Raw genomic sequence first — 26016 nt, forward strand, 5'->3', positions numbered from 1 at the left:
AAAGTAAGAAAATAAGGCATTTCTTGGTCGCTTATCTGATATGCTTCACCCATAACTAAAATTAACATCAAAAAATCGAATTACAAATTCGTTTTGATAGAAAGGCAGGGCAATGCGTCTAGAAATCATCCTGTGGTTCCGATAGCTATCGGAATTAGCATTGAGCCGGAAAGCTGGGCTGGCAAATTACGCCTAGCGCCTACCCCATATTTCACCCAGACGGGGTAAACTAAGCCTACTTAACGGTCTCTTCAAGACCGAAAAAATAATCAAGCGTCTTTTTTGACTGGATCCTTTTCCAAATCAAACAAATCCGAAAGGATATCTATCATCTTATCCGCATCATCCCGTTGGCAGGCAGCTTTCAACTGTACCACAGGAACTTTGAGGATTTTTTGCATCATGCTTTTGGTGATCTTATCGATCATTGCGACCTGTTGCTCGTCGGCGTTTTTCAGAAAACGCTCCATCTCTTCGAGGCGGATTTGCTCCAGTGCATTTTTGAGTTTGTTGATCGTCGGCGAAACCATCATTTCCTTTTTCCAATTGAAAAAGTCCTGTATGCTTTCCTCGATGATTCTCTCCACCGCAGGGATCGCCGCCAGCCTTTTTTCCAACGTTGCAGTTGCTTTGCTGCGGATATTGTCCACGTTGTAAAGCAGCACGCCCGGTACTTCTTCGATGGTTGTCTCTATACTTCTTGGCACGGAAAGGTCTACAAACAGTTTGTAGGAAGGGATGTCCCAAGATTTTACCAATTCCTTGGTAATGAAAGGCTCTGACTTCATGATCGACGAAACGACCACATCTGCATCCTTCATCGCCTCGACACACCTTTCGAACGGTATCACCTCAAAACCAAGCTCATCCGCCAATTCTTTTGCCTTTTCGAAAGTCCTATTTGTAATGGTCACTTTGGCATCCGGGATATGCACCATGTTTTTGGCCACATCTTCTCCGATCTCGCCGACGCCAATCAAAAGCACGCGTGGCTGGTAGGTATTGGATGTGATGCCCTCAATGAGTTCAACTGCCGCATAAGAAACCGAAGCCGCACCGTCCCTGAAAGCCGTCTCCTGCACCACACGCTTGTTGGTAAAGAAAATCGTATGCATCAGGCGGTGTAAAAACGGACCCGCCAAATCCAAGTCCGCGGAAGCCTGATAGGCCCTTTTCACCTGGTTGGCAATCTGTAAATCCCCGACTACCTGAGCCTCCAAACCTATTGAAACCCGGAACAAATGTTGGATGGCTTCAATATCTTGATTGAAAATCTCAAAGTATTCGATGTAATCGACCACACTAGTCAATCCCTTTTCCAGACCAATCAACTTGATGATTTCGGTACTGAGATCAAGCTCGTGGGAGTAATAAACTTCTGTACGGTTACAGGTCGAAAGAATAAGCACGTCCGTCATGCTGAAAAAATCCTTCATCTTGACCAAAAGCGCATGGATAGACCCTTCATCCAAAGAAATCACCTCCCTGATTTGGACGGGTGCATTCTTGTAAGACAAACTGATGGCTCTAAACTTGTTTTGCATGTCGGGCATTATTCGGGAACAAATTTAACGCAGATAAAGCTTCGAATGAAACCTTCCATCAAGGTGGCGGTAATTTATATTCGATCTAAATAGCTGTGATTTTTGATTCAAACAAAGGTGAGTCACAAAGCAAGGTCAAATTGGATAATAATACCAATTGTATTAATTTATCACCGATAGATATCGACAATATTTCTAAATTTGATTTAATCCGATCAGAATATATGTTCAAGAGAATCCAATTTTTTCTCAGATCGACTTTTGGGTTTTCCAACCGGGAATCCCGCGGATTCATGTTGGTGCTGCCCGCCTTACTTTTGCTCTACCTGATTCCAGTCGGGTATCAGAAAATACTGGATCGGAATAACGAAGAAGGATACCAAGCCTATCTTTTGAAAGCCGACAGCCTCGTAAAAGCGGGTTGGAAGCCCTACCAAGCGGCATATTCTTCAGATCACAATTCTGCTACCAGAACAGACAGCACAAAAAAAAGACCTGCCTATCAGGCTCCAAAAAAACCGGGTTTAAATAAGTTGTCATTTGCTGAGGCAGATTCAATTGTACTTCAAATTGTCCCCGGAATCGGTCCAACGATGGCTGGCAGGATCGTGAAGTTCAGGGAAAATATTGGTGGTCTGCATCAAAAAGAGCAAATCCTCGAAGTCTATGGCATGACGCCCGAAATGATGGAAAAGCTTTTTGACCAATTCGAATTTGAACCTGGTATTTTCAAAAAAGTGAAGATCAACGAATGGGACGCAAACACACTTGCCAATCATCCATACATCAACTACGGAGAAGCCAAGGTCATTGTCGCCTACCGGACCCAACACGGCAAATATGAAATACCCGAAGACCTGCTCGGCATAAAGATTTTTACCAAAGAATGGGTGGACCGGTTGAGCCCATACCTGGAGTTCTGAGGTTTTCGACCCTATTCATGTTTGTCCATCAGCTCGAAAGCCTAGATCATTCTTGTGTTGGAAGCTTGCAGCAAAATAGAATTCATTCATTCGACTTGCCACCAGAAACAGTCCAAAATAATTGACCTAATGAAAATAAAATTTGGGGTAGGTGGCGAAAAGCGAACATATTTGCGGGATGACTTCACGCAATTACTCCTTTTTGGAGATTCCTTTGGACTTTCCAAAATTTGATTTCAGCATTCAGGAAGACGAAGGGAAATTAACTATTTTCGACGCACTACGAAAACGGTTTTTGATACTGACGCCGGAGGAATGGGTGAGGCAGCATATGATTGCCTATCTGACAAAATATCAAGGGTTTCCGAAAAGCCTTTTTGCACTTGAAAAAGGACTTCGCTACAATCATCTCCAAAAACGCTTCGACATCCTGGTATTGGACCGCAATGGCCGGCCTTTTCTGCTGTTGGAATGCAAAGCTCCTGAAGTCCAACTCAGCCATAAAACCCTGGAACAAATTGCCACTTATAATACAAAAATCGGAGCACCTTATCTCGGGATCACAAATGGTCGACAACACCTGTTTTTTGGCTTGGACAAGGAATCTGCAAATTATACCCAACTGAGTACTGTTCCCCAAATTCATACCTAAAAATGTGACAATTGTCATACAATGTATTATCTTTAAGCCATAGGTTTATCCAAGAAAATTTGCCAAACTGATCATGAAAGTTCTTGAAAAAAGCACTCCTTGCGAGCTATGCATGAGTCGAAAATTCTCACTTTTTGCCAATCTTTCCGAACCTCACCTCTGCCATCTTTCGGATCATAAGAATTTCATTACCCACAAGAAGGGTCAGATATTATATTACGAAGGCACCAAACCACTTGGTGTTTTTTGTATCAATGACGGTGTGGTGAAAGTATTCAAAACTGCATCCAATGGCAAAGAACAAATCATCCGTTTGGCTAAGAAAGGCGATTTTCTGGGCTACACCTCGCTGCTTGGGGAAGAGGCTTACAGCAATTCAGCAACAATCATAGAGGACGCCAAAATTTGCTTTGTACCCAAAGAATCATTCTTGAAGGTTTTGGCTGAAGACACGGAGTTTCACAGAAGGGTGACAAAGGCCCTTTGCCACGATTTGGGTATCATGGAGGACAAGCTCACTGATGCAACCCAAAAGTCAATTCGCGAGCGTTTGGCATTTACGCTTTTAAAACTGAGTGAAACTTATGGTATTGATGGTGAAGCAGGAGAAAAGATTGACATCGTGTTGACCCGAGAGGAAATCGCCGGGCTCGTGGGTACAGCAACTGAGACTGTGATTCGCTTACTGTCAGAATTCAAAAAAGATGATCTTATCGATTTCCAAGGGAAAAAAATTATAGTGCAGGACAAAAAAGCTTTGGCAAGGTTGTCGGATTTCTACGGTTGAGAATCCAAAAAATAAAATATCAGGAGGCTGTCAGGAAATTCTTGCCAGCCTTTATTTTTTTCGATTTCTTTATTGAATTGGAAAGTAAAAATGGAAAAGTACAGGACAGGAATCATCGGATGCGGCAAAGTAGCCCAACTCCACGCCAAAGCCCTACTTGGTGCGCACCGGTCTGATTTTACGGCCGTATACAGCAGAAGCCTAGCAAAGGCAAAGGGTTTTGGCGAGGCTTACGGAGCCAAAGGTTATGACTCGATCACAGAAATGGTCCAAAAAGAAAAACTGGACTTGGTCATGGTCTGTACACCGCATCCCAACCACAAAGATCCAACCTTGGAAGCACTCGCCGCCGGGGCAAATGTAATTGTAGAAAAACCTTTGGCATCCAGCCTCGCTGACTGTGACGCGATGATCGCAGCTGCCAAAAAATATAGCAAAAAACTCGGCGTCATCAGCCAACGCCGGTTTTACGAGCCGGTACAAAGAGTACGGGAAGCCATAGATGCCGGCAAAATCGGTAAACCAATCCTTGGAACGGCGGCCATGCTGAGCTGGCGGGATGAAAAGTACTATGCTTCGGATCCATGGCGGGGGACTTGGCAGCACGAAGGCGGTGGCGTTTTGGTCAACCAAGCCCCGCACCAATTGGACCTGCTGTGCTGGCTGATGGGCGACATCGCGGAGGTATATGGCACCTGGGCCAACCTCAACCATCCCTACATCGAGGTGGAGGATACGGCCCTTGCGATCGTCAAATTCAAGAGCGGTGCCTTGGGAAATATCGTTCTCAGCAATTCCCAAAAACCAGGGATCCACGGCAAGGTGCATATCCATGGAAGCAATGGCGCCTCTGTCGGAGTCGAACCCGAAAGCGGGGCCATGTTCATTGCTGGAATATCAGGCATTTCCAAGCCACCCTTCAACGACCTTTGGACTATACCTGGCGAAGAAAACCTCCCCCAAGAATGGATGGCGGCTGACACAAGGCATTTTGAAAAAATCGATGCCACTTATTTCTACATCCAGAGACAAATTGAAGAGTTTTTGGAATCCTTAGACGCCGGAAGAGAGCCCTTGGTGACCGGCCTCGACGGGAGGAAAGTCGTGGAGCTATTCACGGCGATTTACAGGAGTAAGGAAAGAAATGGGCCTGTGAGTTTCCCAATAGTTGGATAATGAGAATAGGATTGAATCAGGCGGGAAGACAAAGAAAACTATTTTTACAAATTGGTGATCCGATTTTCCAACAAGCGACCCTCTGACCCGTTCAGGCCCCTCGTCCCCGAGCTTTTAGCTCGATATCCGTCAAATCCTTGATCTTGATGGGCTGTCCAGTGTCAACGCTTTTTCGCGCAGCAATACCCACGAGGATCGACATGGCCCCATCCCTCGTCCCCGCTGATTGGCGGTAAGGATCGGCCATGGTGGGATCTTTGAAGAGTTTGTCCTTCAAGCGTGTGTCACCACCACCGTGCCCTCCACCGCCGTGGGGGATGACAATGATTTCGGAATCACCAAAATTCTTCGTGAGCCTCAGGTCATCTTGTGGCGGCTCGTCCCAGGGTTGGCTTTCCTTGATCCATGCTTCCAGTCGGCCTTTGGTACCGTTGAATGCGATGCGGTAGCCCTCGTAGGGGGAATAGGTCGTCAGGGAATAGGATACTTGCACTCCATTCATGTAGCGGATTTGTACCGCCATTTTGTCAAAAATATCGATCTCCTCCCGAAACACACAGCCGTCCCGCAAATAGCCGTCGTGCTGTTCATTTTGGACATAAAGTGCCATCAGGTGGCTATTTTTGGTAATGTCCCAGTGAAAATCACAATTGGATTTGTGGGGACAAGGCCTGCAGTGGGTATGGCGGAAGGGTCCGTTTTTTCCATAGAATTCCAATTTGCCATAGGCGAACACTTCCTCAGGATCAGAATCCAGCCACCAATTGAGCAAGTCGAAGTGGTGGGTGGATTTGTGGACAAGGAGCGTACCTCCCTTTTCCCGTAGCCCGTGCCAGCGTCGGAAATAGTCAGCACCGTGAGAAGTATCCAAATACCAATGAAAATCCACCGAAGTCACGGTACCGATTTCTCCCGAATGGAGGATTTCATAGATGCGCTGACGGTGCGGGGAATAGCGGTAGTTAAAAGTTACAATTACCTTTTTCCCAGACTTCCTTTCTGCATCTAGGATAGCCTGACACTTGACCTCATCGGTGGTCATGGGTTTTTCGGTGATCACGTTGGCACCAAACTCCAGCGCCTTGATAATGAACAGATGGTGTGTCGCATCCACCGTCGTGACGATGACGACATCCGGCTTTTGGGACCGCAGCATGGCATCGAAATCCGTGAAGGTCGGGCATTCCACACCGATATATTTCTTCCCAACCTCCAGACGCCCAGGGTTGATATCGCAGAGACCTACAAATTCGATCTGCTCGCCATAGGCCCGCTGCACGTCTCTGCCAAACATGGATACTCCCCTTACGCCCAAGCCGACCAAGGCGATTTTCATCTTTGCGGCGGGATTCCCGTGCAGCTGTATGGCCTCCGCGATTCCACTCAGAAAAACCGTGCCTGCCGTGAGGGCGGAAGCTTTTTGGATAAACTCTCGTCTTGATTTGCCTTTTTGGGATTGGGTATTCATACGGTTATCGTTTTTTGACTTTCCTAAAAATAGAAAAAAAGGCCAAATGTGCCGCACCTTGAATGGTGAATTCGACCCGCACTCAGCATGAAATCGAAATTCAACAACGATACCTCATGTACTTAAACATCAAATTATTGGAAGCTAGATTTATATCGGGTTCCCGGTCCAGCCTTTTTCCTTGATTTTTTTTAACCACAAAAGAGATCAAAAGAAAACAAAGGAATCATTGTCAAACTCTATTGATCCCTTTTGTTCAGTTTTTGGTTCAATTTGAACTAGATATATAGCGATCTGAGAAAACATGACTTTTATCAGTTAGGTCACTTTTGGTCATCATAAAAATCCGGATTCCAATGCCCCAACTTTGAGGGAAATTCGCGTCCTATGTCAATCTCCCCCGCCCAACTGATCCAAAAATATAATGTCCCCGCGCCGCGCTACACTTCGTATCCCACGGTGCCGCTTTGGGCCAACGACTTGGAAGAAAATCATTGGAGACTCCTTGTCAAAAAAGCCTACTCCGACTTTGGGGGTCAGGAAGGCATCACGCTGTACATCCACCTGCCCTATTGCGAAAGCCTGTGTACCTACTGCGGCTGCAACAAGCGCATTACCAAAAACCATACGGTAGAGTTACCCTATATTCAGGCTGTTTTGGCAGAATGGAGGCATTATTTGGCGGTACTCGGAACGAAACCCAATTTGGCTGGAATCCACCTTGGCGGCGGTACACCGACTTTTTTTTCCCCGGAATCGCTCCATGAGCTGATTTCCGAAATCCAGGATTCGGCCACCATCATGCCCGATGCCGAGTTCAGCTTCGAGGGCCATCCCAACAACACCACGCGGATGCACTTGCAGACACTCTTCGATCTTGGTTTCCGAAGGGTCAGCTACGGCATACAGGATTTTGACCCACAGGTGCAAAAAGCCATCCACCGTATCCAGCCATTTTCCAAGGTGAAGGAAGCCACCGATATCGCCCGCGAGATTGGCTATACCTCGGTCAATTTTGACCTGATTTATGGACTTCCCTTTCAGACATTGGCGACGATCGAGCAAACGTTTATGGAAGTAGCGGGGCTCAAACCCGACCGGATCGCCTTCTACAGCTATGCACATTTGCCTTCGGCCTTCCCGGCACAAAAGAGCTTCGAGGCATTTCTCCCCAAGGAATCCAAAAAAAGGGAACTCTATGAAAGGGGAAAGGAAATCCTGACCGAAATGGGCTACCTCGAAATCGGTATGGACCATTTTTCCCTGCCTGATGATCCGCTTTACTTGGCAAAGGAGAACAAGACCCTGCACCGCAACTTCATGGGCTATACGACTTCGCCTTCCAAAATCCTCCTCGGCTTGGGCAATAGCGCGATTTCGGATGTGTACTACGGCTATGCCCAAAACGCAAAAGAAATCGATCCTTACAAAGCGCAAATCCAGTCAGGCCACTTTGCCATCGTGAAGGGGCATGTGATGTCGCAGGCCGATATTGATACCCGCAATCTGATTTTGAAACTGATTTGTCAGCAGGAAGCCGCTTGGAACCTCTGCTTCTATTCCAACCTTGGGAAAAAGAACTGGGAAAAACTACGGGAGTTTCAGGAAGAAGGCCTCATCACCTGTGACACGATGGGTATCCGCATTGGCGCAGCCGGACTTCCCTTCGTGCGGAATATCTGTATGGTCTTTGACAAAAGGCTTCAGGAAAAAGAGGAAAAACAGTTCAGCTTTAGCAAAGCTATTTGAGATTTCGGATTTGATGATCTCATATCTCAAATCTCCCATCTCAAATCTAAAAATTCACTCACACACCTCAATCCCCTCCTTCGGTCCCTCTTGACCAAAGGCCTGAAGGTCGGGACTCAGGATATGTCCGCCGAGACCCATACCCCGCACAATAAACAATATCCCGATCAGCATGGCCATGTAAGGAAGGGCTTTGGTGAATTTTTGGCGCATCGTCAGCGGCAGCAACTTGCCTGAAATCATCACTCCAATCAACATCGGAATAGTGCCCAAACCAAAAGAAAACATGTAAATCGCTCCATCCAGCGGACTTTGCAAGGCAAGGGAAGCGATCAGCGCGATATAGACCATGCCGCAAGGCAGAAAGCCATTCAGAATACCTGACATAAAAAAAGCAAAGGAACCTCCCCTTTTGAGAAAATGGGAAAGGGAACTCTTCAACCTGTACACCGCCCCAAAAAATCCTGATCCTGTGATGATGCTTTCTGACTTTTTGTAGAAAAATGCCATCAACAGTATAAAAATCCCCATCCCAATAGAAATCCCCTGTTGGAAGCCTACGAGTGAAAGTGAGTATCCCAACATACCGACGACAGCCCCCAAGAGAGAATAGGTGATGGTACGGCCGAGATTGTAGATGATCTTGTTTTGGAGAAAAGGCGCCGCATCCTTGGCCGAAATGGCCATGGCAATCGGGCCACACATGCCGAGGCAGTGAAAGGAGCCCAGAAAACCAAGAACGACAGCGGTCCAGATCATAAATGAGACTTAAGATTCAAGACACAAGACATAAGACATAAGAAAACGGCTAGATGGTGATCTTCTTTTCTTCGTAATAGTCCACGCCGTTTTCGGACCAGGAGAGTTTGAGGCGCCAATAGCCCGGCTTGAGATCGGCAACGTTGACCGATTGGGCTGCTGGATCGGTAATCTCAAAATCGATCTTCTGATCCAAGCGCGCGTCAGATGGCCTAAATAAGTGCAATACCCCTTTCGCACCGACGGGCAAATTCAAGTCTACTTTCTTAAGTTGACCGTCGAAAGCCAGGACTTCCCTTCCCAAGGCAACCGTATTAGCGACCTTGTCTATTTGCTCCTGATATTTGATTTCTTCTTCGTAGTAGTTTTGCGATACCAAGTGGATATCGTCCTGCTTCACGCAGATAACGACCATGCTGATCATGATCGCGGCAAACGCCACCAAAGTCAATGTGATTCCTTTTCCCCAGTCCATGTTTTTGTGATTAGTTGATTGGTTAATGGTAATTGAGTTACTGAGTTATTGAGTTATTTGTTAATAGTCGATAGACCATAGATTGCTCCGTGTCTTGCTTCTTGTGTCTTGGGTCTTGTGTCTCATTTCTCGCTTCTCACCTCACTGGTCCTACAAAACTCGTCTTGATCTTGTCGATGACTTCCCCGTTTTGGGTCAGTAGCAAGGTCACGTCCTCCTGATTTTTACGGATTTGATCCGGTTGTTTGACCAGGAAAAACCTGCCTTCAAACTTTGCCTGACCTTCCAAGGTCCAGTTCTGGTCACCTACGATTTCCACTTTGTAGCTACCGTCCTCCGTCACCAGGTTGACTTGCTGCGGATCAAAGGTTTTGTTGATGAAAGTCACCTCGTACAGGTTACTGATGGCACCTGTGTCTCGCGTCTGATAGGTCATCCCCCTAAACCGGGTAACTGTGGCCGCCAAATCATGCCTGGTCAAAAGCAGTGACACGAACGCCACGACTAGTAACACCAAAAGAAAGCTGTACAACTTGACCCTAGGGGTAAGGAGCTTTTGGGTACCCTTGAGGATACTGTTGTCGGAAGCGTACCTAATTAGTCCCTTTGGTCGGTCTACTTTGACCATTACTTCATCGCATACATCGATACAGGCGGTGCAATTGACGCATTCCATCTGTACGCCATTTCGAATATCGATCCCTGTCGGACATACTTGTACGCAAAGGCCGCAATCCACACAGTCACCCTTGGGCTTTTCCTCGATCTTGTTTTTGCGGATAGGACCCCGAGGTTCCCCACGGACATGGTCATAGGTGACGTTGATCGAGTTTGCGTCAAGCAGTACGCCCTGAAGCCTTCCGTAAGGACAGACCACAATGCAAGCCTGCTCACGAAACCAAGAGAATACAAAGAGAAATATGCCCGTAAACGCCATCAGCCCAATAAATCCTGCCATATGCTCACTGGGTGGCTGACTGACAATGGTTTTTACTTGATCGATACCGATCAAATATGCCATCACGGTATGGGAAATGACAAGGGAAATGAGGACGAAAATGGTCATTTTCAATCCCTTTTTCCAGATTTTCTCGGCGTTCCATGGCATTTCATCGAGCTTTCGCTGCTGATTTGCATCGCCTTCTATGAGGTATTCGATTTTGCGGAAGACCATTTCCATGAACAAAGTCTGCGGACAGGCCCAACCACAAAATACCCGACCGAAGACGGCCGTGAACAGAATCACAAACACGAAGAAAATGAGCAGCAAGAAAATCAGGATATGGGTATCCTGCGGCCAAAATGCCGCCCCAAAGATGATGAATTTCCGCTCGAAGATGTTAAAAAGCATGTACGGCCTTCCATCCACCCGGATAAATGGTCCGGCAAACAAAATCGCCAAAAGAACCCAAGAAAGGTAAGTTCTCCACTTGTAGAACTTACCCGATACTTTTTTTGGATAAATCCAATTACGCTTACCGTCTGACCGGACCGTCCCAAGTGAGTCTCTGAAATTCTCTGGGTCCAAGTTGGGGTTTACTTTGCTCATGGCGGATTTTTTTTACGCTACTCTAAATCTCTTCAAAAGAAATAATACCGGAAGTGACCGCTGTCACTCCCGGTATCTTGATTATTCCTCGGTTCCAGCCACAGCCACCACCTTGGTAGTATCTACCGGGGCTACCAAGGCTGAGTCTGCACTTGCCGGTGCGTTGGGTACATACCTTTCGCCTTCAGCCTCTTTCGGATTTGCAGGAGTGGTTCCCTGCAGCGTCAAGATAAAGCTCGCTACTTGTTGGATTTGCTCCGGACTGAGTTGGTCCTGCCAAGGAATCATGCCTTTTTCAGGGACACCATATTTGATGACTTTGAAGATATCATTGATCGAGCCACCATGCTTCCAATATTCATCCGTCAGGTTAGAACCCACGCCGCCACCGCCATCCTGGGCATGGCAGGCTACGCAGTTGGCTTGGAAAATGGATTGGCCGGCCGAAATGGCAGCTGCCGATTCGTCGAATACGACATTTGTCTCATCGATCAGGCTGGTCAAATTGGCTTTGTAGGCTTCGATCTGCAAGGCTGCTACACGCTGTTCTTCGGCATATTCTTCGTATTGGGACACCCCCAAACCGAGCACCGTGTAGTAGGTGAAATAAATCACCCCAAACGCGATCGTGATGTAAAAGACATTGGCCAGCCAAGGCGGCATGTGGTTATCCAACTCCACGATACCGTCGAAGGTGTGTTCCTTCATCAACCTCTTCTCTTCTGGGCTACCCACAGGCTGCATTTTGCCTGTCACATACTTCAGTTTGAATTCATCCCACCAGGAAGGCTGTGCCGCCAATTCAGGGTTTTCCTTTTTCAAAACCGCCGACATGAACGACATCAAATAAATCATAAGGAAAAGCAGCAACACAATCACCAACAACACCACACCTAGGATAATGAGCAGCGTGAGTTGGGAACTGTCCATTTGCTGAAGGGTGCCCATCCAGGAGGACTCCGCCTCTGCCGCTTGGGCCCATGCCGGACTGCTTCCAAAGACGCCCAGCAACAGTAGCATTAGATATTTAAACTTTTTCATAGCCTGAGTTCTTTTGATGGTCATCACTGAAAGGCATCTCTTTCATGTGGTTGATATAGTTTTTGTCCGCCGTAATCACCCAAATGAACATTCCCACGAAGAAGATCACAAAGATCAACAAGGAGATGATGGGATATATCTCGACGTTTTCGATAGCACTCAATATGTCCTTTTTCATTTTTTGGGGATTTAGGGATTAGATGCTGTGGTTTTCTTGATGTCGGTACCCAAGCGTTGCAGGTAGGCAATCAATGCCACAATTTCTGAATCAGGTACCACTTCAATTCCTGCTGATTTCAGGTTTTTGACGATACCGTCAGCCTGTACGTAAAGGTCAGCCTGTGCTTGCGCTTCATATCCCTCAGGGTAGGGAACTCCCAAGCTTCTGAGCGTGGAAATCTTGTCTGGCAGGCTGCTGTGGTCCATGATATTGGTGGACATCCAATCATATGCAGGCATCAAGGATCCGGGTGACATACTAGTAGGATCCATCATATGGTGATAATGCCAAGAATCCGGATACTTTCCACCGACACGGTGAAGGTCTGGACCGGACCGCTTGGATCCCCATAGGAATGGCCGGTCATAAACGTATTCGCCTGCCTTGGAGTATTCCCCATAGCGCTCAGTCTCGGACCGGAATGGCCGTATCATCTGCGAATGGCAGCCTACACAGCCATGCGATATGTAAAGATCCCGACCTTGGAGTTCCAATGGGGTGTAAGGCTGGACGCTGGTAATGGTCGGAACATTTGACTTGACGAGGATGGTTGGGATGATCTCAATGATACCACCGATCAATATCGCAACTGTGGCCAATAGGGTGAAGAAAACAGGTTTTCTTTCCCATGCCCTGTGCCAGAATTCTCCTTTTTCCTCGACATGTGGTGCCAAAGCGGGCGCCTCGTCAGCTTCTTCGGCGACGAATTTTCCTTGCTTGGCTGTCATAATCATATTGTAAACCAATAAGAAAGCACCGGTCAAATACAACAATCCACCCAAAGCCCTGAGGATGTACATCGGAACGATTTGGATGACTGTCTCGATGAAGTTGGGATACGCCAAGCGGCCAGCTTCAGTGAATTCCTTCAGCATCAAAGATTGTGTCAATGCCGATACGTATAGCGGAAGGGCATAGAAGATGATACCTATCGTGCCCAGCCAAAAGTGGGTAGTCGCCAATTTGGTGGAATACAGGTTGGTCCTCCACATTTTTGGCCACAACCAGTATAGCATGGCGAATGTGAAGAAACCGTTCCAACCTAAACCGCCGATATGTACGTGACCTACGATCCAGTCAGTGTAGTGCGCGATGGCGTTGACATTCTTCAAGGAAAGCATTGGCCCTTCAAAGGTCGCCATACCATAGGCAGTCACGGCCACCACCATGAATTTCAGCACAGGGTCAACGCGTACTTTGTCCCAAGCGCCCCTGAGCGTCAAAAGCCCGTTGACCATACCACCCCAAGACGGAGCGATCAGCATGACGGAGAAAATGACGCCTAATACTTGTGCCCACTCGGGTAACGCTGTATACAACAAATGGTGTGGACCCGCCCAGATATAGAGGAAAATCAAGGACCAAAAGTGGACGATCGACAGTTTGTAGGAATATACAGGTCTATTGGCAGCTTTTGGCAAATAGTAATACATCAAACCCAAAAACGGCGTCGTCAGGAAGAAAGCGACCGCATTGTGTCCATACCACCACTGTACAAGGGCATCCTGTACACCGGCATAGGCAGAGTAGCTTTTCAGGAAGCTCACCGGGAGCGCCAGGGAATTGAAGATGTGCAGTACGGCGACTGTGACGAATGAAGCCAAGTAAAACCATATGGCCACATACATGTGCTTTTCCCTTCTGGTAAGCAAGGTTCCGATCATGTTGGCACCGAAGGCAACCCAAACCACAGCGATCAGGATATCGATCGGCCATTCGAGCTCCGCATATTCTTTGGAGGTCGTAATTCCCAAAGGAAGCGTGATCGCTGCCAAAAGAATGATCAACTGCCAGCCCCAAAAATGGAACCAGCTGAGGTTCTTGTTCCACATGGGCGCTTTGAGCAGGCGCGGCATGGAGTAATAAATCCCCGCGAAAATCGCATTGCCCACAAAAGCAAAAATCACCGCGTTGGTATGCAACGGCCTGATTCTACCAAACGTGGTGTAGGGATTGCCTAAATTGGCTTCGGGCAGAAATAGCTGTATCGCTACTATAAGCCCGACCAACATTCCTACGAGGCCCCAGGCTATCGTGGCGACCCCGAAGTACTTTACGATCTTGTTGTCGTAACTGAACTGTTCAAGTGATGGTCCTGACATACTTACTTCGATTTAGTTGATGGTACTTTTTTTTCATTTGTTTTTATTTCATTTTCAAATAGCATTCGGATCGCAGGCGTCTGGTCGTCTTCAAACTGACCTGATTTGACAGCCCGGAAAAACAGGAACAAAAATGAACCTGCCAAAACCAAACTGACTGCGATGAGGACGAAGATGACTTCCATGGTTACCAGATTTTTTGTTTCAAACCTTTTTTGACCGCCAAGTAATTGGTCGCAAGCGTGGTAAACACCACGACTGAAATGCTGGAAATTGGCATCAAAACGGCACAGAAAACCGGACTCACCAATCCCTGTACCGCGAAAATGACCCCGATCGTATTGTAAGTGAAGCTCAGCCCGAAGCTGGCTTTAATGATTTTTCTACTTGTCTTGGCAAAATCCAAAAACGCCGGAAGCCTATCCATGACCGCTGCATCCATGATCGCATCGGAGGCAGGCGAAAAATTGGTGATCCGATCCGTAACCGCGATGCCCACCTGAGCGGCCCTCAGCGCACCGGCATCATTGAGCCCATCACCCACCATCAAGGTACTTGCCCCCGCTTGGTTGAGGGTTTGGATGTATTCCAATTTGTCTTTTGGGCTTTGATGGAAGTTCATCAGCACATCTTTCCCAAAAACCTGCTTGAGATGGTTTCGCTCATGGTCTTGGTCGCCCGATAGTAGATGCACTTCCTTGTTGCTGCCTATTTGGGCTACTACCTGCTCGATTCCTTTACGCAAGCCGCTTTGGATCAAAAAGTAACCGATCACATTCCCTTCAATGGAGAAAAATACCAAGTTGCCGCCTTCTTTGAGGTCTCCTCCCTGATAGCCTACAAACTCCGCCGAACCCAATCGGATAGCCTGACCCTTGTAAAAACCTTGGATTCCTCTTCCCTGAATCTCATGTACCTCCTCGACACTCAGCGTCGATATTCCATCCAACCAAGAATTGATGCGGTTGCTCAGCGCATGGGTAGAGTGGCTGACCAAGGTCTTGATGATCGATTTGGATTCTGCTGAAAGCCGGTCTCCATGGTAGCTCACCTTTGCCTCGGAAGGTGCGGTCAAGGTTCCTGTTTTGTCAAAAACCACCGTATCCACCTGTGCCATACGCTCGATGACTTGGGCATTTTTTAAATAAAACTTGCCTTGTCCAAACACCCTGAGCGTATTGCCCAAAGTAAAAGGTGTCGACATGGCCAAAGCACATGGACAAGTGATAATTAAAACAGACGTAAAGGCCAGGACGCCCAAGGAAACCTCTCCCCTTGCAGCCCAAAACACCAAAGCACCGAGCGCGATCGCCAAGACCGTGAATGTGAACTTGCCCGAAATGCGATTTGCGAGGGACTCAAGGCTATGCGTTTTTTCTTTTTCGAAGGACTCGTTGTTCCAAAGGTCGGTAAGATATCCCTGTGATGGCGATTTCTGTACCGCAAGAGAGATTGATTGGCCCCTTTGCCTTCCTCCGGCATATACAAGTTCGCCTTTTTTCTTGGCCACGGGGATTTGCTCCCCAGTTACAAAGCTGTAGTCGATGTATGCTTCTCCCTCGAGCAAAATGCTGTCCGCGGGGATCAGCTCCTCATTTCTCACCTTGATGATATCTCCGACATGGAGTTTGATCAATGGGATCACTTCCTCTTCATTGCGGACCAAGCGCGTCACGGCAATCGGGAAATAGGATTTGTAGTCCCGATCAAAAGAGAGCGTGTCGTAGGTCTTTTGCTGATAATATTTCCCGATCAAAAGGAAAAACAACAAGCCTCCGAGCGTGTCCATATAGCCTTCATTGCCCAATGCGAAAATGTCGTACAAGCTGTAGGTGAAAAGCGTCACAATTCCTAGGGCAATCGGCACATCCATGTTCACGGCTCTGTTTTTGACAGAAAGCCAAGCCGAGCGGTAGTAGTCCGTGGCGGCGTAGAAGAAAACCGGAAGTGCCAACAACACATTGAGGTAATTGAAGGTCTTTTTGAAACCATCGCCAAGTAGCTCGGCCTCCGCGAAGTACTCGGGAAGGCTGAAGAGCATCATATTGCCAAAGCAGAAACCTGCCACGGCAAGTTTTTGGATTTGCTTCTTGTCGGTAAATACAGGTTGCTTTTTGTCGGCATCGGAAAGATTGATGCTGGGCTCGTAGCCGATTCTGGAGAGCAGCTGTACCAGTTCTTTGAGACTGATAGCATCCTGGTGGTATTTTACCTGAACTTTCTTCTTGATAAAATCCACCCGTCCGGAAACCACGCCTGGATGGAGTTTGTGCAAGTTTTCCAACAACCAAATGCACGACGCGCAATGTATCAGTGGAATCGAAAAAGTAATGTGGGTCTCATCGCCATTTTGGAAATCGACCAAGCGGTGGACGATATCGGCATCATCCAAGTAATCAAAACGGTTGTCTTTGCGGGACACTTCCTTTTGGCTGATTCCGGGCTTTTCGGCGATTTGGTAGTAATTGCAAAGCTCATTTTCACTCAAAACCTCATAGACGAGCTTGCAGCCTGTACAGCAAAATTCCTTTTCGTCAAAATGCAAAACCTCCTCGCGGCACTCTTCCCCACAATGGTAACATGTGGCGGTGGACTTGGAAGCAGCGTGATGGATTTGGTTTGGCATGGTACAATTTACTGAGCTTCGGGGGTGAAAAACATGACGAAAATCATATTTAGGAATGATTTAGAAAGACAGGTAAAACGAAAGCCTGTCGTACCACATTCCCCCTTTGTAGAAATGAAAAAGTACTTTGGCTAAATCTGATTGATAATTTTTGGTGGTGACCAGCAGGGTGCAGCGATGTTTGACCGCATAGGACCAAAAGTCCCCTATCCTCGTAAAGTTGAATTTTATGAATGATGTCTCAGAAGTCGAGTTCGTAATCAATTGGATGATTTCCTGTTCTTCCCTTTGCTTCGACTTAGGGATAAAACTTGGAGAAATGATTGTGGCGCGGCTGTCTTTGATATTGTCTTGAAATAGTTCTACAAAATGATGAATTAACCTTGCAGATGCGGGGGTCCCGTCATAGTGAAAAAGTAGGCTTTCTGTCGACATTTCCTTGTCAAAAAGCAAAACCGGAACTTCGCAGGGTTCCTCTTCAAGGGCTTTTGGCTTTTCTTGCTTATGTAGCCAATCGAGTACCTCTGGCAAATGCGCGGTAAAAAGCGTTGGACCTTGTTCAGGACTGCACATCAATCCTTTACCCCCTTTATTCAGATGAACAGGGAAACTCTTTGGGAGTCGTTCGCAAAAATGGGGGGATACTATCTCCTCCGGTACCGCAAACTTTACTAATTGGTCAACTTTCGCCTGCATAATTCCACATTCAACAGTTACAAAGCTATCGAGGCAGGCAAACTTTGGCGGTGACATTAAAAAGGTTCAAATATGATTAATGTCATGTTTTTTTTTGGCTAGATAGCGGAATAGCTAAATCGTATCTATACTCCGGTGTTCCTGACTGATTGTTTTTCTTGGATTCTTTGCGAAATTGGAGTAAAATCAATCCGATGAAAAAGCCTGTACTAATAGCCATTTTTACCCATTTCTGGCTCAGCCTTGCTGCCCAAGAAATCGATTTGTTCAATGGCAAAAACCTGGACGGCTGGTACATGGACGTTCCCGACCTAGATAGGGACTCGAAGCTGAGAAAACCTTTTCTGGTTCGCGACGGCAAGCTCGTCAGTTTGGGCACGCCCAACGGACACCTGCTGACGGAAAAGGAATTTGAGAACTATCGCCTGGAAGTGGAATACCGCTTTGCCGGCAAACCCGGAAACTGCGGCGTGCTCGTCCACGCTTCCCGGCCGCGCGCTTTGTACGGCATGTTTCCCCAATCCATAGAAGTGCAAATGATGCATGAAAACGCCGGGGATTTTTGGTGTATTGTCGAGGATATCCAAGTCGAGCATATGGAAAAAAGGCGCGGACCAAAGGAAAACTGGGGCATCACCGAAGGCAAGGAAAGGCGCATCATCAACCTGACCGACGGCTCCGAAAAGCCCCTCGGGGAGTGGAACCGCATGGTGATCGAATGCAAAGCCGACCGCATTACGGTTTGGGTCAACGGTGACCTGGTCAACGACGGCTTCGGTGCTACGGCTCGAAGAGGAAAAATTGCATTGCAAGCCGAGGGTGCCGAAGTGGAGTTCAGAAAGGTGGTTTTGACGCCGCTTCAATAGCGATCCCAAACAGATTCAGCAAAACAGAATCGGTCATCTCCACCGATTGTGACTCCAGAGGTAGAGTTCCGGATAGGCACGGATATTTTTTTCCGTCAACTCAATAAACTTGTGGGTGATGCTTTGTGCCGGACTATCCGTGTAGGGTGGATTTTCTACCAATTGATAGGTATAGATATAATGTCCCCGCTTTGGCTTTTGGACATCGGCGTAGACGGCGGCAAGTCCATAGCGCTTGGCCATCTTTTCCGGACCTTCATAGAAATACGTCTCCCGGTTCATAAACGTGGTTACGTATTTGGTCTCCGCCTGATGGGGCCGTTGGTCAGCCGCCAACCCAATCAACCTCGGCACGTTTCTGTTTTTCAAATAATTTCGGGTGAAGTCATCTTTATCCACCAGCGTGCCCCCGAAGCGACCGCGGATTTCCTTCATCAAGTTGTCGAAAAATTGATTGGTTACCCGATGATAGACCGTTTCCAATCGTGTGTCGACTGCTGCCTTGAATGCCAAAGTTTGCCCTTCCCAATGAAAAAAATGGGCAGCCAATCCCAGTACAATTTCCCCTTTGTCCAGCCGGTCTTTGATGATGTGTGGGTTTCGGATCACAAAACGCCTGTTGATCTCCTCACTTGACATGGTATAGAGCTTGATGGTCTCCGCAAACGAATCGGTCAGGTTTCGGTAAAATTTCCTTTCGATCCGTCTTCGTTCCTTCGCCGATTTTTCGGGAAAAGCGAAGGCCAAATTTTCGCCAACGATTTTCCTCCTGTACCTGATCACATAATATCCCACAAGAAACACGAAATCCGTCACCAAATACAAGGCCCACAACGGCAGCAATGATATCAAGCGAAAGAAACCCATAAATGATTGAGCGACAGCAGGGAGTTTGGAAAGGCGGCAAAATAAGGCAAAAGACCTGAATTAATCAGAAAAATTAGGGATAAATTCGGCTCTTGATTACTTTTGAAGGCTATGTCCGAGGTCCAGCGCAAAAAATACTCCGAGCAGGAAAAGAACCATGTTTTCGACAAGGAATTTATGCCACACATAGATTCCATGTACAATTTTGCCTTCCGGCTGACATTTGACGAGGACGATGCCAAAGACCTTGTCCAAGATACCTACCTCAAAGCCTATCGGTTCATCAATTCGTTTGAGCAGGGAACCAATGCCAAGGCTTGGCTTTTCCGCATCCTGAAAAACTCCTTTATCAATGACTACAGGCGTAAGAGCAAGCAGCCTGCGAAAGTTGATTATCAGGAAGTTGAAACTTATTACAACTCGGATGATGTTGACTACACCAGTACGACTGACCTCCGGGTGGATGCCGTAAAGGATATGCTTGGAGATGAAATCTCCAACGCCCTCAACAGCCTGGCCGTGGACTTCAGGACTGTGATCATCTTGGCGGACTTGGAGGGATTCACCTATGAGGAAATGGCAAAGATCTTGGATATCCCGATCGGTACCGTCCGGTCCAGATTGCACAGAGCGAGGAACTTATTGAAGGACCAGCTTCGTTCTTATGCCAAAACCATGGGATACAACACAGAAGATGAAGAAGAGTAAGCCACATAAAAGAAAGGATTAATCACCGCTTAGATTACTGATTACGATGGAAGAAAATTTACCGATGGGAGAAAAAAAGCTTTCTTGCGCTGACGTCAGCAAGTGTTTCCAGTTGCTGGAGAGCATTTTGGACGGAGAAAACGTTCCCAACTCCCAAGCCATGCTCCAGGAAAAACTGGCCAAATGCGAACCCTGCTTCAAGCATTTCCACCTCGAGCAAGCTATCAGGGAAGTGCTCAAAAACAAATGCACCAAGCATTGTGTCCCCAATGAATTGATCGCCAACATCCGGGAGAAAATCCAGGAAATTAAATAGGCGGACATGTCAGCAGGAAAAGCAATCATTTTTTCGGCTCCATCAGGCTCTGGCAAAACGACCATAGTCCGGCATCTTCTCCAAAAATTCCCCAATCTGGGTTTTTCCATTTCGGCCTCGACCCGTGACAAGCGCGGTCGGACAGAAACACATGGCAAAGACTACTACTTTTTGAGTCCTGAGGAATTCAAGCAAAAAATCGACGAAGACGCATTTATCGAGTGGGAAGAAGTCTACGAAGGCAACTTCTATGGCACTCTCAAAGAAGAAATCGAGCGTTTGTGGGCGAGTGGCAAACACGTGATATTTGACGTGGATGTCAAAGGTGGCATCAACCTCAAGAAATATTTTGGGGACAAGGCCTTGGCGATCTTTGTCAAAGTCCCTTCCCTCGAGGTTCTTCAAGAAAGGCTAAAGGACCGTGGCACAGAATCGGACGAAAGCTTGTCTAGGAGGTTGTACAAAGCCAAATTCGAAATGGGCTTCCAGGACAAGTTTGATGTCACCATCCTCAACGACGATATGGCAAAATCCTTTGCCGAAGCAGAGCGACTTGTCGGCGATTTTCTCACCAAATAATCAAACACTTCCTTTGAAAATCGGTTTGTTTTTTGGATCTTTTAATCCCATTCATATCGGACATTTGGTCATTGCCAATGTGATGCAGGACCGGACGGATTTGGATGAAGTGTGGTTTGTGGTCAGTCCACAAAACCCGTTCAAGAAACAAAGTGCACTTTTGCACGAATTTGATCGGCTTAAAATGGTAGAGCTCGCCATTGCCGATCATTTTTATTTTAGGGCCACAGACGTCGAATTCCGGATGCCAAGGCCCAGCTACACCGTGGACACACTGGCATTTTTATCTGACAAATATCCACAGCATCAGTTTAAGTTGATCGTGGGTGCAGACAACCTGACCCATTTTCAAAAGTGGAAAAACCATGAAGTGATCCTGGAACAATACGGACTGTATGTCTATCCAAGACCAGGGGAAAAAAAGCTACCGGGGCATCCCAACATCCGCTATGTGGAAGCGCCATTGATGGAAATTTCCGCGACTTACATCCGCGATTCGATCAGGCAAGGCCATTCTGTCAGATACCTGCTGCCCGAGGCGGTTGAAGATTATATCCGGGACAAGAAATTGTACCAGTAGCCGATTTGCAAAAAATCCCAAAATTGATCTTCGATTTTGTTGAATCTGAGGATTTTAGGTTTCTTATTTTTTCTCTCTTCCCGATCCTTGCCCTAATTTTATGTTCAAACAACCCATGTGATGAAACGCGGATGGATATTGATGTGCATTTTTCTTTGCTCATGCGAGGGACTTTTTGATGGAGATCGCGTACCCGCCAATGTCTACAAAAGGAAAACGATCCAAGAAATCAAATCCGGACCCGCATACATTGGCGTATGGTCCTATGTCGACACCTATGGCAACTTGAGACATCGCTTTTACCTGGAATTGCTTCTGGGAAATGCTACGGAAACTCTCATGCCCGCAGACGACGTCCTGATCTGCGAGTTGCTTTCGACCCTGATTGTCAATCCAAGCTGGACTGATTCACCCTGTGTGCTGGGCTACCATGACAAATTTTTGGCTTTTGGAAATATTGGCGGTAGTTATCGCATGCACGTTGAGATCGACGGGGAAATCAAAGAACGGCATCCCGATGACCCGATTGATTGGAAGGCATTTGCGCCTAGTTCGATCCGAAAGGGGAATTTCTGCACGAATCAATGGCAGCCCTTTAATGGAACCCCTCCCCTTGCATCCACAATCTGGAGATGGGTGGGCTTTGTTTCGGATGGGGGGCGTATTTACTCCCGACCCGCATGCGAAGACCAAGAGGTCAGGCTGACCTTTGAGGACGAATTACTTTCGGCCTCCGAATTCGCCTTTATCCCCCATCCCGAGGCGAAAAGAACAAGGATGACGTCCAAAGTATGGCAAAGCAATGGGCTGTGGGCAGACGTTTACATCCCAATTGATAACTCCCGCCTTAGGATCGATTCAGCCTTATTCCACCCACCAAAATCTCCCGGGCCAGTTATTCCTATCAATTCCTTCGAAGGGGTCACTTGGGAGATGAAGCACAAATTCGACAGCCTCAATCTTTTGCTCAAACCCAACGACACCGTATACTATCGGATCGATTTTGGCACGCTCGTACTGACCAACCCACGCCGCGGTCTAAGCGCACTTTTTGATGTCCGATAAATCCCGCTACATTTGGATCAAACGGGGAAAATGCAAGGAAAAAAGCTCATTGCCTTTATCATTCATGGCAAAATAGCGGCCAAAGAGAAGTTAGCCGAAAAAGCCCAAACACTTTTCCAAGGGCTTGGCCCCCTCATATTTGTCGTCACACAATCAGAAAAAAATGCGACGCTTTGTGCTATCGAAGCAATCGAAAGCGGAGCCAGTGTCTTGATTGCCGTGGGCGGAGACGGTACTGTCAATGAAGTTGCTAATGCCATTCTTTTTCACCCCAACCGAAGCAAGTTAAAGATGGGCATCCTGCCTTTTGGCAAGGGGAATGATTTTGTCAGGAGTCTGGGTATCCGACGGGATTTGACAATGCTTTGCGATAACATCAAACTGGGCAAATCAAAAACCATCGATGCCGGAAAATTGGAATTTGTAGGCAAAGAAGGAGAAACATCACAGCGCTACTTTGTCAATATCGCCGATGTCGGCTTGGGCGGGCTGGCCACCCAAATGTTGCGCGCCGGAAAGCCATTGTGGAGTTCCAACCTCACCTATTTTTTGGTTATCATCAAGTCATTCATGAAATATCGTCTTGCCAACGTCAGATTCAGCTCCCATGGATTTTACCATGAAGGAAAAGTCATGAGCATCTGTATGGCCAATGGAAGGTATTTTGCCAGTGGTCTTGGCATAGCACCGGAAGCCAAACTGGACGATGGCAAACTCGATTGGGTGATCTTGGGTGAAATTTCAATCTGGGATTATCTGAAAAACATTCCGAGACTCAAGCGGGCAAAAAAAATCCGGCATCCGGAAGTTTCTTATCATCGGGGAACCGAATGCAACATTTCCTCAGATGTTCCGCTCCCAATCGATATGGACGGGGAATTTGTCGGGTACACGCCAATGAGGTGTCAGGTGGAATCCCTGGTTTTGGAAATTATTGCTTGACCAATTTCCCGCACAAATTCTTTTTTTTAAGGCTTTTGTCTAATTCGGTTCAGTAAAAAACTGATTTTTATCATTAGGCCCCCAAAAAATAAAGAGACAAGTTTCTTAGGCCCACAAATGCTGGTAACTTCAAGAGAATTTTTATCAAAGACAACCATGAAACAGCATTCTGATTTTAAGCCTGTAAGCCCCGAGGAATGGGAAAAGGCCTGGCAAGACCATTGGCAGGAAGCAGAAATGGACTATGAGCTTCCCAAATTATCAATAAAAGTCAGGGACGAACGGGACTTCCTGACCCAAACACGTACTCCGGAAAAGGAAAAACAAAGGATACAAAGGATCTCCAAGGAGTTTGAATCGGCAGTCAAGAAATTGAGCAAGGTCGGCCCGGCTGTGACCATATTTGGTTCAGCACGTTTTAAACCCGGCGATGACAACTATGAGCTTTCCCGAAAAACCGGGGAGGTTTTTGCCAAAGCCGGGTTTTCGGTCCTCACGGGCGGAGGTCCGGGAGCAATGGAAGCCGGTAACAAAGGCGCTTTTGAGGCAGGCGGAAGAAGCTATGGACTCAACATCATCTTGCCCAAAGAACAGTTCCCCAACCCCTATGTCCACAAGAGCATCGAGTTCAATTACTTCTTCATCCGCAAAGTCATGCTGGTCAAGTACTCCTGCGCCTTTATCGTCATGCCGGGAGGATTGGGGACTTTGGATGAACTCTTCGAAGCTGCGACCTTGATCCAATGCAAGAAAATCGGCCCTTTTCCATTGATTCTTGTCGGGAAGGAGTTTTGGAAAGGCTTGCGGGATTTTGTAGGCTATATGGCTGGGCAGGGGGTATTTGCCCCCGAAGAAATCGGTTTTTCCAAAATCGTCGATACGCCCGAGGAAGCCGTTGATTTGGTGCTGAAAAGCCTGCCTCCCGATTTTCACAAAATCCTAGAAAAGGAGAAAAAGAAGCTCAAGCGAAGGATCAAAAAGTAGGAGATTCTTTGACTTACAAACAAAGAAAAAAGGAACCCCAATTGGAGTTCCTTTCTCATTTTATTCAAAAACCAATTTTATACATAGTTATTCAACATTACCGGCATCACGAGCATGAGGATGTCTTCGTTGTCACCTTTGTCGGAAGGCACGATCAGACCTGCACGGTTTGGCGCAGAGAACTTGAGCGTGACCTCTTTGGAAGAAAGGTTGTTGAGCATTTCGACCAAGAATCGGGCATTGAAGCCGATTTCGATATCCTCCCCATCATGGTCACAAGACAGGCGCTCGTTGGCTTCGTTGGAGAAATCCAAGTCTTCTGCGGAGATTTGAAGCTCGCTTCCCGTCAATTTCAAGCGCACCTGATGGGTGGTTTTGTTGGCATAGATCGCGATCCTCCTCAATGAACCCAAAAACTCCAATCGATCGATGGTCATGTGGTTGGGGTTGTCTACCGGGATGACGTTCTCATAATCGGGAAAACGCTCATCAATCAAGCGGCAGATCATTTTCGTATTGTTGAACTTGAAATAGGCATTGGAACTGTTGAATTCCACAGTCACGGGCACGTTTTCTGAAGGCAAAGTAGACTTCAGCAAATTGAGCGCCTTTCTTGGAATGATGATACTCGAGTCGTCTTTGGAAGCCACATCAACTCTTCTGTAGCGGACGAGCCTGTGGCCATCAGTCGCCACGAAGGTAGTATTCGTCTTGCTCAGATTGATGTACACACCCGTCATTGCAGGTCTCAGTTCGTCATTGCTGGTAGCAAAAATGGTGTTGCTGATCGCGCTGCTGAGAATCTCTGTGGACATATCCACTGCGGTGGCGTTGGTGACTGAAGGGATTTTTGGGAAATCCGTCGCATTCTCGCCCGCCAATTTGTATCGACCATTGTCGGAACTGATTTCGATGCTGTAGGTGTCCTGGTCGATGCTGAAAGTCACAGGCTGCTCGGGAAGGTTTTTGAGCGTCTCGATCAGGATTTTGGCAGGAACCGCAATATTGCCATCCTCCCGGGCTTCAACGTCCAATTCGGTAATCATCGAAGTCTGCAAGTCAGAAGCGGTAACGGTCAATTTTCCACTTTTGATCTCAAAAAGGAAATTTTCCAAAATAGGCACCACCGGATTGGTGGTTACGACACCGTTGATGGCTGAAAGTTGCTTGAGAAGTGCAGATGAAGAAACAATAAATTTCATATTGCGCAGGCTTATTTTTTCAGTTTGAAATTGAAGAGGGTAAATTTATAAATAAAATCCTTAAAGCGGCTTTTGACAGAAACTTTCCTGAAAAAAAATCAAAATGGGCCCGTTTTGAATTAGGAACAATCAAATTTCAG

Annotated in this window: 26 protein-coding genes; 13 read left to right on the forward strand and 13 right to left on the reverse strand. The window is 47.0% G+C overall.

Features of this window, described 5'->3' with window-relative positions; translation table 11 throughout:
* Positions 1-269: 269 nt before the first annotated feature.
* Positions 270-1544: a glutamyl-tRNA reductase gene (gene hemA / locus C943_RS02345; RefSeq protein ID WP_008623794.1), complete on the reverse strand. Its 1275-nt coding sequence runs from the start codon at positions 1542-1544 to the stop codon at positions 270-272.
* A 224-nt stretch (positions 1545-1768) separates the two neighbouring features.
* Between hemA and C943_RS02350 the strand changes: the two genes are divergently transcribed.
* The 4 genes from C943_RS02350 to C943_RS02365 all read left to right on the forward strand — a co-directional run bounded on the left by C943_RS02350 (position 1769) and on the right by C943_RS02365 (position 5082).
* Entirely contained in the window at positions 1769-2467 is a 699-nt protein-coding gene (locus tag C943_RS02350; protein ID WP_008623796.1) for a ComEA family DNA-binding protein, read from the forward strand.
* Positions 2468-2645: 178 nt separating this feature from the next.
* Positions 2646-3119 carry a type I restriction enzyme HsdR N-terminal domain-containing protein gene (locus C943_RS02355; protein ID WP_008623797.1) on the forward strand — a complete coding sequence of 158 codons (474 nt, stop codon included), beginning with the start codon at positions 2646-2648 and terminating at the stop codon, positions 3117-3119.
* Positions 3120-3192: 73 nt separating this feature from the next.
* Positions 3193-3906, forward strand: coding sequence for a Crp/Fnr family transcriptional regulator (locus C943_RS02360; protein WP_008623798.1), 714 nt, complete (start codon positions 3193-3195; stop codon positions 3904-3906).
* Positions 3907-3996: 90 nt separating this feature from the next.
* Positions 3997-5082, forward strand: coding sequence for a Gfo/Idh/MocA family protein (locus C943_RS02365; protein WP_008623799.1), 1086 nt, complete (start codon positions 3997-3999; stop codon positions 5080-5082).
* 91 nt (positions 5083-5173) lie between these two features.
* On the opposite strand, the gene C943_RS02370 is transcribed toward C943_RS02365, so the two are convergent.
* Positions 5174-6550, reverse strand: a complete 1377-nt coding sequence (locus C943_RS02370) for a Gfo/Idh/MocA family protein (RefSeq protein ID WP_008623800.1) — start codon at positions 6548-6550, stop codon at positions 5174-5176.
* Between the two features lie 387 nt (positions 6551-6937).
* On the opposite strand from C943_RS02370, the gene hemN reads away from it, so the two are divergent.
* Positions 6938-8299, forward strand: coding sequence for an oxygen-independent coproporphyrinogen III oxidase (hemN, locus tag C943_RS02375; RefSeq protein WP_008623802.1), 1362 nt, complete (start codon positions 6938-6940; stop codon positions 8297-8299).
* A 54-nt stretch (positions 8300-8353) separates the two neighbouring features.
* On the opposite strand, the gene C943_RS02380 is transcribed toward hemN, so the two are convergent.
* The 9 genes from C943_RS02380 to C943_RS02420 form a co-directional block, all read right to left on the reverse strand.
* A complete protein-coding gene (locus tag C943_RS02380) occupies positions 8354-9058 on the reverse strand; it encodes a sulfite exporter TauE/SafE family protein (RefSeq protein ID WP_008623803.1) in 705 nt (234 codons plus the stop codon).
* Between the two features lie 49 nt (positions 9059-9107).
* Entirely contained in the window at positions 9108-9533 is a 426-nt protein-coding gene (locus C943_RS02385) for a FixH family protein (RefSeq protein WP_008623804.1), read from the reverse strand.
* A 136-nt stretch (positions 9534-9669) separates the two neighbouring features.
* Positions 9670-11082 (reverse strand): cytochrome c oxidase accessory protein CcoG, encoded by a 1413-nt coding sequence (ccoG, locus tag C943_RS02390; protein ID WP_008623805.1) that lies wholly within the window; start codon positions 11080-11082, stop codon positions 9670-9672.
* Between the two features lie 81 nt (positions 11083-11163).
* Complete coding sequence (locus C943_RS02395; protein WP_040478765.1) at positions 11164-12123, reverse strand: cbb3-type cytochrome c oxidase N-terminal domain-containing protein; 960 nt, start codon at positions 12121-12123, stop codon at positions 11164-11166.
* Positions 12110-12301 carry a hypothetical protein gene (locus C943_RS02400; RefSeq protein ID WP_040478768.1) on the reverse strand — a complete coding sequence of 64 codons (192 nt, stop codon included), beginning with the start codon at positions 12299-12301 and terminating at the stop codon, positions 12110-12112. The genes C943_RS02395 and C943_RS02400 overlap by 14 nt, the downstream gene beginning before the upstream one ends.
* An 11-nt stretch (positions 12302-12312) precedes the next feature.
* A complete protein-coding gene (ccoN, locus tag C943_RS02405) occupies positions 12313-14445 on the reverse strand; it encodes a cytochrome-c oxidase, cbb3-type subunit I (RefSeq protein ID WP_008623809.1) in 2133 nt (710 codons plus the stop codon).
* A 2-nt stretch (positions 14446-14447) separates the two neighbouring features.
* On the reverse strand, positions 14448-14630 hold the full coding sequence (gene ccoS, locus C943_RS02410) for a cbb3-type cytochrome oxidase assembly protein CcoS (protein ID WP_008623810.1): 183 nt from the start codon (positions 14628-14630) through the stop codon (positions 14448-14450).
* 2 nt (positions 14631-14632) lie between these two features.
* Positions 14633-17071 carry a heavy metal translocating P-type ATPase gene (locus tag C943_RS02415; RefSeq protein WP_008623811.1) on the reverse strand — a complete coding sequence of 813 codons (2439 nt, stop codon included), beginning with the start codon at positions 17069-17071 and terminating at the stop codon, positions 14633-14635.
* Between the two features lie 60 nt (positions 17072-17131).
* Positions 17132-17767 (reverse strand): hypothetical protein, encoded by a 636-nt coding sequence (locus tag C943_RS02420; protein WP_040478770.1) that lies wholly within the window; start codon positions 17765-17767, stop codon positions 17132-17134.
* 194 nt (positions 17768-17961) lie between these two features.
* Between C943_RS02420 and C943_RS02425 the strand changes: the two genes are divergently transcribed.
* Entirely contained in the window at positions 17962-18633 is a 672-nt protein-coding gene (locus tag C943_RS02425; protein ID WP_008623813.1) for a 3-keto-disaccharide hydrolase, read from the forward strand.
* A 33-nt stretch (positions 18634-18666) separates the two neighbouring features.
* Here C943_RS02425 and C943_RS02430 read toward each other — a convergent pair whose 3' ends face one another.
* Complete coding sequence (locus C943_RS02430; protein WP_008623814.1) at positions 18667-19500, reverse strand: lysophospholipid acyltransferase family protein; 834 nt, start codon at positions 19498-19500, stop codon at positions 18667-18669.
* A 111-nt stretch (positions 19501-19611) separates the two neighbouring features.
* Between C943_RS02430 and C943_RS02435 the strand changes: the two genes are divergently transcribed.
* The 7 genes from C943_RS02435 (at position 19612) to C943_RS02465 (ending at position 24674) form a co-directional block, all read left to right on the forward strand.
* Positions 19612-20208, forward strand: a complete 597-nt coding sequence (locus C943_RS02435; protein ID WP_008623815.1) for a sigma-70 family RNA polymerase sigma factor — start codon at positions 19612-19614, stop codon at positions 20206-20208.
* 46 nt (positions 20209-20254) lie between these two features.
* Positions 20255-20524, forward strand: a complete 270-nt coding sequence (locus tag C943_RS02440) for an anti-sigma factor (protein WP_040478772.1) — start codon at positions 20255-20257, stop codon at positions 20522-20524.
* 6 nt (positions 20525-20530) lie between these two features.
* Positions 20531-21103, forward strand: a complete 573-nt coding sequence (gmk, locus tag C943_RS02445; RefSeq protein ID WP_008623818.1) for a guanylate kinase — start codon at positions 20531-20533, stop codon at positions 21101-21103.
* A gap of 13 nt (positions 21104-21116) precedes the next feature.
* Positions 21117-21683, forward strand: a complete 567-nt coding sequence (gene nadD, locus C943_RS02450; RefSeq protein ID WP_008623822.1) for a nicotinate (nicotinamide) nucleotide adenylyltransferase — start codon at positions 21117-21119, stop codon at positions 21681-21683.
* 120 nt (positions 21684-21803) lie between these two features.
* Positions 21804-22748: a hypothetical protein gene (locus C943_RS02455; protein ID WP_008623827.1), complete on the forward strand. Its 945-nt coding sequence runs from the start codon at positions 21804-21806 to the stop codon at positions 22746-22748.
* Positions 22749-22778: 30 nt separating this feature from the next.
* Complete coding sequence (locus tag C943_RS02460) at positions 22779-23690, forward strand: diacylglycerol/lipid kinase family protein (RefSeq protein WP_008623829.1); 912 nt, start codon at positions 22779-22781, stop codon at positions 23688-23690.
* A 156-nt stretch (positions 23691-23846) separates the two neighbouring features.
* Positions 23847-24674 (forward strand): LOG family protein, encoded by an 828-nt coding sequence (locus C943_RS02465; protein WP_008623832.1) that lies wholly within the window; start codon positions 23847-23849, stop codon positions 24672-24674.
* 77 nt (positions 24675-24751) lie between these two features.
* Here C943_RS02465 and dnaN read toward each other — a convergent pair whose 3' ends face one another.
* The gene (gene dnaN / locus C943_RS02470) at positions 24752-25876 is read right to left on the reverse strand and encodes a DNA polymerase III subunit beta (protein WP_008623833.1); all 1125 of its coding nucleotides are present in this window, start codon (positions 25874-25876) and stop codon (positions 24752-24754) included.
* Positions 25877-26016 lie beyond the last annotated feature (140 nt).

The organism is Mariniradius saccharolyticus AK6 (genome assembly GCF_000330725.2).
Taxonomy (GTDB): Bacteria; Bacteroidota; Bacteroidia; order Cytophagales; family Cyclobacteriaceae; genus Mariniradius; species Mariniradius saccharolyticus.